The sequence below is a fragment of the Paenibacillus sp. MMO-177 genome (genome assembly GCF_037147795.1).
In the GTDB taxonomy this organism is placed as follows: Bacteria; Bacillota; Bacilli; order Paenibacillales; family Paenibacillaceae; genus Pristimantibacillus.
This window is the reverse complement of sequence record NZ_JBBCUR010000011.1, coordinates 164,870-174,985: the sequence shown is the minus strand read 5'-3', so window position 1 is coordinate 174,985 and position 10,116 is coordinate 164,870. Positions and strand designations below refer to the sequence as shown.

At 51.7% G+C, this 10,116-nt stretch carries 11 protein-coding genes; 6 read left to right on the top strand and 5 right to left on the bottom strand.

What is annotated here, in order from left to right; translation table 11 throughout:
- The first annotated feature begins 447 nt into the window (after positions 1 to 447).
- Positions 448 to 1,125 (top strand): endonuclease domain-containing protein, encoded by a 678-nt coding sequence (locus tag WFK81_RS26175; protein ID WP_336789773.1) that lies wholly within the window; start codon positions 448 to 450, stop codon positions 1,123 to 1,125.
- A gap of 68 nt (positions 1,126 to 1,193) precedes the next feature.
- On the opposite strand, the gene WFK81_RS26170 is transcribed toward WFK81_RS26175, so the two are convergent.
- Entirely contained in the window at positions 1,194 to 2,978 is a 1,785-nt protein-coding gene (locus WFK81_RS26170; RefSeq protein ID WP_336789771.1) for a M3 family oligoendopeptidase, read from the bottom strand.
- A 153-nt stretch (positions 2,979 to 3,131) separates the two neighbouring features.
- On the opposite strand from WFK81_RS26170, the gene WFK81_RS26165 reads away from it, so the two are divergent.
- Both WFK81_RS26165 and WFK81_RS26160 read left to right on the top strand, forming a co-directional pair.
- Complete coding sequence (locus WFK81_RS26165) at positions 3,132 to 3,323, top strand: YycC family protein (RefSeq protein WP_336789769.1); 192 nt, start codon at positions 3,132 to 3,134, stop codon at positions 3,321 to 3,323.
- Positions 3,320 to 3,562 carry a hypothetical protein gene (locus tag WFK81_RS26160; RefSeq protein ID WP_336789767.1) on the top strand — a complete coding sequence of 81 codons (243 nt, stop codon included), beginning with the start codon at positions 3,320 to 3,322 and terminating at the stop codon, positions 3,560 to 3,562. The genes WFK81_RS26165 and WFK81_RS26160 overlap by 4 nt, the downstream gene beginning before the upstream one ends.
- A 15-nt stretch (positions 3,563 to 3,577) precedes the next feature.
- Here the strand turns inward: WFK81_RS26160 and WFK81_RS26155 are convergent, their stop codons facing one another.
- Both WFK81_RS26155 and WFK81_RS26150 read right to left on the bottom strand, forming a co-directional pair.
- The gene (locus WFK81_RS26155; RefSeq protein WP_336789765.1) at positions 3,578 to 4,303 is read right to left on the bottom strand and encodes a DUF2225 domain-containing protein; all 726 of its coding nucleotides are present in this window, start codon (positions 4,301 to 4,303) and stop codon (positions 3,578 to 3,580) included.
- 13 nt (positions 4,304 to 4,316) lie between these two features.
- The gene (locus WFK81_RS26150) at positions 4,317 to 4,700 is read right to left on the bottom strand and encodes a globin domain-containing protein (protein ID WP_336789786.1); all 384 of its coding nucleotides are present in this window, start codon (positions 4,698 to 4,700) and stop codon (positions 4,317 to 4,319) included.
- A 409-nt stretch (positions 4,701 to 5,109) separates the two neighbouring features.
- Between WFK81_RS26150 and ylbJ the strand changes: the two genes are divergently transcribed.
- Positions 5,110 to 6,168 carry a sporulation integral membrane protein YlbJ gene (gene ylbJ / locus WFK81_RS26145; protein ID WP_336789763.1) on the top strand — a complete coding sequence of 353 codons (1,059 nt, stop codon included), beginning with the start codon at positions 5,110 to 5,112 and terminating at the stop codon, positions 6,166 to 6,168.
- An 84-nt stretch (positions 6,169 to 6,252) separates the two neighbouring features.
- On the top strand, positions 6,253 to 7,041 hold the full coding sequence (locus WFK81_RS26140) for an NAD kinase (RefSeq protein WP_336789761.1): 789 nt from the start codon (positions 6,253 to 6,255) through the stop codon (positions 7,039 to 7,041).
- A gap of 155 nt (positions 7,042 to 7,196) precedes the next feature.
- Here the strand turns inward: WFK81_RS26140 and WFK81_RS26135 are convergent, their stop codons facing one another.
- Complete coding sequence (locus tag WFK81_RS26135; protein ID WP_336789759.1) at positions 7,197 to 7,940, bottom strand: YutD family protein; 744 nt, start codon at positions 7,938 to 7,940, stop codon at positions 7,197 to 7,199.
- Between the two features lie 35 nt (positions 7,941 to 7,975).
- Positions 7,976 to 8,878, bottom strand: a complete 903-nt coding sequence (gene lipA / locus WFK81_RS26130) for a lipoyl synthase (protein WP_336789757.1) — start codon at positions 8,876 to 8,878, stop codon at positions 7,976 to 7,978.
- Between the two features lie 131 nt (positions 8,879 to 9,009).
- On the opposite strand from lipA, the gene WFK81_RS26125 reads away from it, so the two are divergent.
- Positions 9,010 to 10,083: a M23 family metallopeptidase gene (locus tag WFK81_RS26125; protein WP_336789755.1), complete on the top strand. Its 1,074-nt coding sequence runs from the start codon at positions 9,010 to 9,012 to the stop codon at positions 10,081 to 10,083.
- Positions 10,084 to 10,116 lie beyond the last annotated feature (33 nt).

Below are 10,116 nucleotides of genomic sequence, written 5' to 3'. Positions count from 1 at the left end.
CCCTTTCAGCTCCCACCAGCCGCACGCAAGTCGGTTTTTTCCTCTTATTTACCTTCTCCACGCCCTTTCAACTCCCACCAGCCGCCCGTAAGTCGGTTTTTTCCTCTTATTAACCTTCCCCACGCCCTTTCAGCTCCCACCAGCCGCACGCAAGTCGGTTTTTTCCTCTTATTTACCTTCTCCACGCCCTTTCAGCTCCCACCAGCCGCACGCAAGTCGGTTTTTTCCTCTTATTTACCTTCTCCACGCCCTTTCAACTCCCACCAGCCGCCCGTAAGTCGGTTTTTTCCTCTTATTTACCTCCCACTATCATCGACTCTTGAATAAACCTACTAAATAATGGTAGACTAAAACCAAATCTAAATTCCGGTCGTGAAGAACACGCCGCTTCCTAGACGCATAGCGTCTTGGAAAGCGGCGTGTTTTATTTTGAAAGGAGCTTATAACATGTCTTTCGAATCTGTTCATCAAAAGTGGTATGAGATGCACCTAAAAAAACTCAAAGGAAAGGCCAAAGAGAGGCTTAAGCAAGGACATACTCATGCTGAAAGATTGTTCTTAAAAAATGTATGGTTTCCCGCTTTTCGTAACTTTGAAAACTTACATCCGGAATACGAGGTTGCTGACTTCCGCGATGGCACAAGGTATCTTGATTTTGCTTACCTCAAATACCCGCTTAAACTAAATATTGAGATTGATGGTTATGGCCCTCATTCGTCCCACGCTAGTCGTAACCATTTCTCCGATGATCGCATCCGGCAAAATCACTTGGTAATCGACGGTTGGAGGATTCTTCGTTTCTCCTATGACGATATCTGCGACAGGCCTCGGATGTGTGAACAAATCGTGCAACAGTTTATGAGCACTTGGTTGGACCGACATTACATGGAACGTTCATCAAATGAAATCATCCAGAACGAAGTATTACGCCTTGCTCTCCGTACAGAAAGACCACTCCGTGCTCGCGAGGTCAGTGCTTACCTAACCGTTCACATTGAAACGGCACGCTCCATTCTAAGAGCGATGGCAAAACTTAGCCTGTTAGTTCCTTACGGCGAAGGAAAACAGCGCGTTCATTCTTATGTCGTAAACCGTGAAAATCTGGATGAGCGAATTATTCACTAAAGAGAGATAACCGCTGGGGAGATAAAAAAAAGCGCGTCATCCAAAGGATGAAGCGCTTTTCCCAATTACTATTCCGTCAGTTCCAGGAACAGGTCGATATCTTTCGTTGTAAGCTCAACCGCTTCACGCCAGAAATCGGCTTCTTCGAGGTTGACGCCCAGATGCTTCTTGGCCAGCTCCTCTACCGTCATGCGGCCGGTATCGCGAAGAAGCTGCACATAACGTTCAGCGAATGCCGGTCCTTCCTGCAGCGCGCGTGCATAGATCCCAGCGCTGAACAGGTAGCCAAACGTGTACGGGAAGTTGTAGAACGGTACGCTCGTAATATAGAAGTGAAGCTTGGAAGCCCAGAAATGCGGATGCAGCTCGCCAAGCGCTCCGCTGAACGCTTCGCGCTGCGCTTCCTCCATGAGACTGTTCAGCTTTTCTACCGGCACGATCCCTTGCTTACGCTCCTCGTAGAAGCGCGTCTCGAACAACACCCGCGCATGGATGTTCATAAAGAACGCTACGGCGTTCTGGATTTTGTTTTCCAGGAGGCCCAGCTTTTCCTCATGATCAACAGCCGTCTTCATCGCCGAATCGGAAACGATCAGCTCGGCAAAGGTCGAAGCCGTCTCCGCCACGTTCATCGCATATTCCTGCGACAGAGCCGGAAGATCGTCCATCACATATTGATGGTACGCATGCCCAAGCTCATGGGCAAGCGTCGAAACATTATCCGAAGTTCCCGAGTAGGTCATGAAAATCCGGGTTTGACGGCTCTTAGGGAACGAAGTGCAGAAGCCGCCCGGACGTTTGCCTGCCCGGTCCTCCGCTTCGATCCAGGCATCGCGGAACGCCATTTCCGAGAAATCCGCCATATCCGGGCTGAACCCCCTGAACTGCTCCACGATAAACTTCGCACCCTCATCAAAGCCGATTGTACGTGCCGAGGAGCCTAGCGGCGCGCCGACATCATGCCAGTCCAGCTTTTCAAGACCAAGCAGCTTGGCTTTCCGTTCCAGATAACGGACAAGCTTTGGCTTGCCTTCGTTAATCGCAGACCACATTGCGTTGAAGGTTGCTTCGGACATCCGATTAATTTGCAGCGGTTCCTTCAGCACGGATTCCCATCCGCGTTTGCCGTACAGCTTCAGACGGAAGCCAGCAAGGCGGTTAAGCGCATCCGCGCATAGCTCCGCGGCATCGCCCCATTCGCGCTCCCACTCGGCAAAAGCGCGGACACGGACCGAACGGTCGCCGTCCGACAGCCGGTTGAACATCTGTCCGGCAGAGAGAATCTTCTCCTCCCCGTTCTCGCCGATATCCGTAAACTTCGCACGGGATACGATCAGATCGTACAGAGCCCCCCAGCCGTGATAGCCGTCAACCGCCAAATCGCCGGCAAGCGCCTCCAATTCCGGGGCAAGCTTTTCCTTAGCCAGCTCGCGGCGTTCGGACAAGCTGAATGCGATCTCGGCAAGCGAACCGCTTCCAACAATACCCGCCCATTCCTCATCGCCGATCTGGCGAAGCTCGTTATCGTAACGCGTTAACGCTCCAAGCAGCTTGGCGCTGATCGTTTTTACACGGTCGCTCAGGGCATTCGCTGCGGAGTCTTTCATATTTTGCGCCTGCAGGCATTCAACGAATGATTCCGATTGACGAAGACGGATCAGCACGGACTGCAGTATAGCCGTCGTATCTTCAATCTTTTTCTTGGTCTCCAGGGAGTTGTCAGGCAGCAGCCGGTCCAGCTCGGCCACATCCTTCTCAATGCCGGCCAATTCGCTGGCGAAAGCGGCCGAACCCGAACCTCCTTCATAAAACGTCTCCAAATCCCATTTCATTGGATAATTGCTTGTCGTCATTCAACCGTTCTCTCCTTCGCATTTGTATTGGCCTCGTATATGTAAGCCTGCCTCAAAAGAAAAAACCGCCACAAAAAGATCGACAAATAAATTTGCGCAATCTTGCTTCAGCGGTGTATAACATAATTATATCCGGATTGGAGGAATAACACCATGTCACAACCCTTGCAAATTTCACCCGAAACAGCGATCAAGTTGTCCAAGCAGCTTGGCGTGCCGCTCGAGCATTTGATGCATATGCCTAAACATATATTACTGCAAAAACTGACCGAACTGGCAAAAGCGGAAGCAGAGGCGGGAAAGCCGTCTGAATCCGCTTCCGGTACGGAGGAGTCGTCCTCATGATTCCGTTCGAGAGGACTTGGCCCTATGATATTGTGATGAAGGACGTTTACGTTCCCAGCTGTCCCTTCTGCGGCAGCGAGAACGTACTCATCCCTCTTCGCGTTCGGGAGATCCAGGACATTCAGCATGGCAAGAAGAAGCTGCTTGTCTTCCCGTGCTGCCATAACAAAGTCACGGTCCTTGATATGGACCAGGACTATATGCTGACGGATCAGCCGCTCCGCAAGCTAAGCCATTAATGCAGGACAAGTCTGTTAAGCCGTCGTCTGCACGGGGGACTCGGTCTCTCCCGTCGCAGCGGCCGGCGATACCGGCTGTCCCTGCTCCATCTGCTCCCGGATAAGCTGCCATTGCTCGCGGCTCCGCCGGATCATGGCTTCATCCATAATGCGCTTGTCGCTTACGATGCGCGAGAACCATTTTACAGCTTCTGACAGCTCGCCCGTTCGCCGGTTCAGCTCCCCGATAATGTACATCAGCTTCGCATTGTTTAATTGCGAGCCTTCTTCCTCATAGACCTTGATATATGCTTGAAGAGCGAACCGCATAAATCGCAGCTCCTCCCGCTGATTTCCCTCGTAACGGTATAACCATGCAATATGATGCAAAATGCCCGCTATAACTCTCGGCTTTTCCTCAATCGCCTGCGCCGACAATAAGGCCAGCTTGTACACCTTCATCGCCTGCGCCGCATCGCGTTCACCGCCGTAATCATAAGGAGTCCAGCGTGAGCCGATCTGCTCCAAATAATTTTTGCGCTGCCGCTCGGTAAGCCTTTGCGCACCGTTCTCCGTTGTTGCAAATCCGCAAGTCGGACAGACCCGGACCACGTAAAATTCCGGATTTGCTTCCGCCCGGTAATAACCGCAAAAATCAGAATCGATAGCCACCGCTTTTTTAAAGCTTGGGCGTACTCGTGATGTCGTAAAGATGGTCTCACAGCAAATGCAATTCATCTTTGTCTGATAGAGCGGCTCCATACCAATCCATCTCCTATTCGGGTGTGTTCACAAAATGGTAGGCCGGACCTGACAGTCTCTCGATAATGTATGCTTGAAGCTCCTCATCGAGGCCGGAAGCCTCCTGCAGGGCCCGCTTCATGCAATCAAGCCAGGCTGCCGCATGCTTCGGCGTAATCGGAAAAGGCATATGCCTCGCCCGCATCATCGGATGGCCGTATTCATCGGAAAACAACGTGGGTCCTCCAAAAAACTGCGTCAAAAACATGATCTGCTTCTCCATAACGGGGATGATGTTTTCCGGAAATAGTGGACCAAGCAGCTCATGCGCCTGCACTTTAGGGTAAAAAGACTCAACGATTCGTCTTAAAGTCTCAGCTCCACCAATTGCTTCATAAAGGCTTATATTCCTATTCATCGTCAATTTCATCTCCATCATGTAGGTATTTAGTATTATAACACAAAAAAAACCCCGCATCGTCACCAATGCGGGATTATTATTGATTAGCTGCAACGATTAACCTTCGTAGTCCTCTTCTCCCGGTGCTGTCAGTGATTCTCGGATGACATACACAAACGCACAGACCAGAATGCCAGCGATTATACTCATTATCATCACTCCAAGCCTTCAAAGGTACCTCCATTGTATCATAAAAAACCGGACCGTCCAGCCCTTTTTGCAAGCGTTTTCTTAGAATTATGAAAAAAATTTTTACAGCAAAATCCGCACCTTTAGTGATGGATGTCCACCTTTCATCATATACCTCATGTAGGGGTTGTACATTTTCTTTTTCCGCATGTCCCAATGTCCAAAGGAGGACGCATCCATGCTCCGAACGCTTACCCGGCCGGCTTCGATAACCGGCCTCGTCGCCCTGCTCATCGTCCTGCTGATGGCCGTGTTCCCCTCCCAAACGCTGGAGTCGGCGCTGCGGGGATTATCGATATGGTGGCAGGTGTTATTCCCGGCTCTTTTCCCTTTCTTCGTCATTTCCGAGCTGCTGCTCGGGTTCGGGATTGTCCATTTTTTCGGCAAGCTGCTGGACCCGCTGATGAGGCCGTTATTCCGCCTTCCGGGCATCGGAAGCTTTGTCGTTACGATGGGATACGTATCCGGTTATCCGGTTGGGGCAAGGCTTACCGCCCAGCTGTGGGAGCAGGGTCTTGTCAAACGCGCGGAAGGCGAGCGGCTGGTCGCTTTTACGACAACATCCGATCCCATCTTCCTGATTGGTGCGGTATCCGTCGGTTTTTTCCATAATGCAGCACTCGCTCCCCTGCTTGCAGCCGCCCACTATGGCGGGGCCTTTATTATCGGACTCCTGATGCGGTTCCATGACCCCCACGAGCCGGTTACCGAATCTCATAGGCGAGCGCCCTCGCGCCGCGCCTCCCGGCTGGTGGAAGCAACCAAAGCGATGCATGAAGCCCGGCTTATGGATGGCAGAAGTCTCGGCAAGCTGCTTCAGGACAGCATTCAATCCGCGCTGCGCCTTATGATGGTAGTTGGCGGACTTGTCGTTTTTTTCTCCGTTGTGATGGAGCTTCTCACTCATGCGGGAGTTGTTGAGGCTTTAGCCGAAGGGCTGCGCTTCTTGTTCGGCGCTGTTGGGCTTCCGGCGAAGCTAGCCGACGCCATCGTGTTTGGTTTATTCGAGGTAACGCTTGGCGCGCGGGCTGCGGGAGAAGCAGGCACCGGATTGATGCATCAGGCCGCTATTGCCGCTTGGATTTTATCTTGGGGAGGCCTTTCCGTGCATGCCCAGGTGCTAAGCTTGCTAAGCCGTACGGATCTGCGATACATGCCGCTTATGCTCGCCCGCCTGACTCATGCGTTTATCTCCGTCGCTCTCGTTTATTTGCTGTGGGGATGGCTCGCACCTTAAACTTTTGTAGCGGCGTTGAATTTGAAGCCATATTCCTATATCATCATTAGTATCTTTGCAATAGGCCGGAAGGGGTTCAATTTCTTGAAATATGCAGTCATCGATCGGGGCGATCAATTATCGAAATCATTAGCGGAGCGATTCCATCAACTGGCGGCAGAACGCGGACTTACGCGTCATGACGACATGCCGGACGTCATTGTGTCCATCGGCGGAGACGGAACGCTGCTCCAGGCTTTCCACAAATATACCGACCGGGTAACCGATGTATCCTTTGTTGGTATTCATACGGGTCATCTGGGCTTTTACGCCGACTGGAAAGCAGATGAATTAGAGACGCTTGTCACCTTGATGGCGGAAGAAACGCCCCATCTCGTTCGTTATCCGCTCGCGGAAATCGCGGTGGAGACCGGTGAGCAAAACTATTACTACCTTGCACTAAACGAATTTACGTTAAAAGGCGTTGACGCTACTCTCGTTGTACAGCTTAGCGTTAACGATGAGTCCTTCGAAATGTTCCGGGGCGACGGGATCGTGATCTCCACTCCGTCAGGAAGCACCGCTTATAACAAAAGCGTCGGGGGCGCTATCGTTCACCCGTCCATTGAATCGCTGCAGATTGCCGAGATCGCGTCGATTAACAACCGCGTGTATCGGACGCTGGGGTCGTCGTTCCTGCTGCCTCAGCATCATCACTGCGATATTATCTCGAAAAAGGAACAGCGGCTTTTGCTTACGGTTGATCATCTCAGCCTTCAACGGACCGATATACGCTCCATCCGCTGCAGTGTCTCTACCCGCAAAGTCAGCTTTGCACGGTACCGGCCGTTCCCGTTCTGGAACCGCGTCCGCGATGCGTTTGTTGATATGTGAAAAAACCTCTACCGAAGTCCCTCGAAGATGATCGACCGCGTTTAGAGGTAGGTTTTATCGCCAAATAGAATTTCTGTTTCCACCTTTCGTGGAGTGGTATTAAAAAAGGGCTGTCCACCAGGTCTCGACGACCAGCGGACAGCCCTTTCGTTATGTTATTGACGGCTTCCTTGCTCTTTGTTGTTCTCTTTATTACTATCCTTGTTTCTATCCCGCTCTCCGCGTTCTCCACGCTTCTGGCCGGAAGGAGAATGAACCGTTGCTTGCTCGGATGCTGCGGCAACATCCTTGTTCGCAGCCGGTCTAATCGGCTTCCTGCCGTTAGGACGATAGCCTCTTCTATGCTGCTGGTCCTTCCCGCTGCGCTGCTGATGATGCGACTGGCCATGCTGCCGGGACGACTGCTGCTGTTGCTGCTGGGAATCCTCGGCGTGACGTCCGCCGCCTCTGCCCGCAGCTGCGCTTTCCCTTGCGGCTGCCGCGGCACCAGCGAGTACAGCGTCAGCAAGCGAGGAGGCACCAACCTCCTGCTCTTCCTCCGCATCGATTTTATCCTGCCCATAGGTATCCTGCTTCGAAGAAGCCTCCTGCTCATCTCCCGCTTCTTCATCCGGAGATTTTGCAGCCGTACCGGTCTTCTCCAGAACGAAATAAGCGCAGCCAAAATTGCAATATTCATTAATATAATCGGACATTCCCGAATATGCGCTGTCCTTCGTTGCTTTCATATGATTATCGCGGAAAAAGCCCTTCAGGCGCAGCTGGTTATAGCCCCAGTCGCCAATAATAAAATCGTAGCGCTCCAAAACCTCGCTGTAACGATCCTTAAACGCGTCCGCGTTCCAGCCGTTGCGATTTTCATGAATGAGTTCATATATTTTGCCGCCAATTTGGATCAATTCCGTTTCCCCTCTTTCGAATTCACCAATAGAAGCTATGCGTTGCTGAGCTCGCGTTCCTCCGCTGCTGCAGCTGAATCGGTCTGTTCATGCGCGTGGTAGGAGCTTCGTACCAGCGGTCCCGATTCGACATGACGGAATCCGCGTTTGTAGCCTTCTTCCTTCAAGCTTTTGAATTCATCCGGGTGCACATAACGATCAATCGGCATATGGTTTGGCGTAGGCTGTAAATATTGGCCAAGGGTCAAAATGTTGCAGTCTACCGCGCGAAGATCATCCATAGCCTGCAATACTTCTTCGTAGGTTTCGCCAACGCCAAGCATAATGCTTGATTTCGTTGGAATCTTAGGATTCATTTCCTTCGCGCGTCTCAGGAGTTCCAGAGATCTTCTGTACTTCGCTTTGGCGCGCACGCGGTTCGACATCCGTTCAACCGTCTCGATATTATGGTTCAGGATGTCCGGCTTCGCATCCATTACAATCTTCAGCGATTCTTCATTACCCATAAAATCCGGGATCAGCACTTCCACGCGGGTAAACGGCATCCGCTCGCGAATAGCCTTGATCGTGCCGGCAAAAATCGAAGCTCCGCCATCAGCCAAATCATCGCGGGCAACGGAAGTAACTACGCAATGGCGAAGGCCCATTTGCTCGGCGGCTTCCGCTACGCGCTGCGGCTCCTGAAGATCAAGCTCCGTAGGAAGACCTGTTTTTACGGCGCAAAAGCGGCAGGCGCGCGTACAAATATCGCCCAAAATCATAAAGGTTGCCGTACGGTTCGACCAGCACTCGTAAATATTTGGGCAACGCGCTTCCTCGCAGACCGTGTGCAGCGTTTTGGTGCGCATCATGTCTTTGATTTCGGTGTAGTTGCCTTCGGTTGTAAGCTTTATTTTAAGCCAGTCCGGCTTTTTCAATTTTTCTTTGTTTGATTTCATCTGGAATTCCCTGCTTTCACTTTCAATTGGACAGCCGAATCTCACCGTTTATTATAGCATAGTTCGGATAAAATCCAATGATTTGCAAAACATAATGAATATTGCTTCGAGCTTTCGAAAGGGTGGAACGATTGAAACAGACTTTTTCTATTGCCTTGGCTGCCGTTGTCGCTTCCATGCTAATTTCCGGGCAAACAGGCTATGCAAATTCGAATCAAAGTCCGAGCTTAAGTGCCGGTAAAGCAAAACCTGCGGCTCAAACCCAATCTTCGGAAGGAGAGGCAGACTCCTTAAGCGTCAGACAGCAGCTTTACGACAGGCTTAGCACCGTTACCGGCATTCCTTGGTACCGTATCGCTGCCGTCGACCAATACGAGCGTACGTTGTCCAAAGCCAGACCTAAAGCCCGGCCTCAATTGGGCAAAATCGTTGGCATCTATGTCGAAGAGGAGCAATGGGCCGGCCCGCTTAATCCGGACTCGGCCGATAACGTACCGGCTTCGATCCAGTGGTTCAACGGCATTGGCCGCGACGGTGACGGAGACGGCTTTGCCGACCGCACAAACGATCTCGACCTGCTGTATTCCGTATCGAACAGACTGCTTCAGTATGGCGGGTCTACGGAAGACGACTTTTCCATTGGAGTATGGGAGTACTACCATAATAGCAGGGCTGTGCAGCGCATTCAGCAGTTTTCCAATATTTACGCTACCTTCGGGCGTCTGGACTTGTTTGAGCATGCGTTTCCCGTCCCGGTCGGGAACAATTATTCGTACCGCAGCACATGGGGGAATGCCCGCGGCTGGGGAGGACGGCGTACTCATGAAGGAACCGATATTTTCGCCAATTACGGCATCCCTGTCCGAAGCACCTGCTTTGGCGTCGTGGAGATAAAAGGGTGGAATCCTTACGGAGGCTGGAGGATCGGCATCCGGGATTTGAATAACTACTACCACTATTACGCCCATTTGTCCGGGTTCGATAAGACGATTGGCATCGGAACGATTGTAAAACCGGGTCAAACAATCGGTTGGGTTGGCAGCTCCGGTTACGGCAAGCCCGGAACGCAAGGCAAATTCCCGCCGCATCTTCATTACGGGGTATATCGCGACCGCGGGCTTATCGAATGGGCATTTGACCCCTATCCGCTCTTGAGGCGGTGGGAACAGGACGAACGGAACCGCTTAAAAGCGGCAAACCGATAAAAGGGGCAGTCCCCAAAGGTTAGTTGGACCTTT

Coding starts and splice junctions, on each gene's coding strand:
- WFK81_RS26175 (WP_336789773.1), top strand. CDS start 448: ATGTCTTTCGAATCTGTTCATCAAAAGTGGTATGAGATGCACCTAAAA.
- WFK81_RS26170 (WP_336789771.1), bottom strand. CDS start 2,978: ATGACGACAAGCAATTATCCAATGAAATGGGATTTGGAGACGTTTTAT.
- WFK81_RS26165 (WP_336789769.1), top strand. CDS start 3,132: ATGTCACAACCCTTGCAAATTTCACCCGAAACAGCGATCAAGTTGTCC.
- WFK81_RS26160 (WP_336789767.1), top strand. CDS start 3,320: ATGATTCCGTTCGAGAGGACTTGGCCCTATGATATTGTGATGAAGGAC.
- WFK81_RS26155 (WP_336789765.1), bottom strand. CDS start 4,303: ATGGAGCCGCTCTATCAGACAAAGATGAATTGCATTTGCTGTGAGACC.
- WFK81_RS26150 (WP_336789786.1), bottom strand. CDS start 4,700: ATGAATAGGAATATAAGCCTTTATGAAGCAATTGGTGGAGCTGAGACT.
- ylbJ (WP_336789763.1), top strand. CDS start 5,110: ATGCTCCGAACGCTTACCCGGCCGGCTTCGATAACCGGCCTCGTCGCC.
- lipA (WP_336789757.1), bottom strand. CDS start 8,878: ATGAAATCAAACAAAGAAAAATTGAAAAAGCCGGACTGGCTTAAAATA.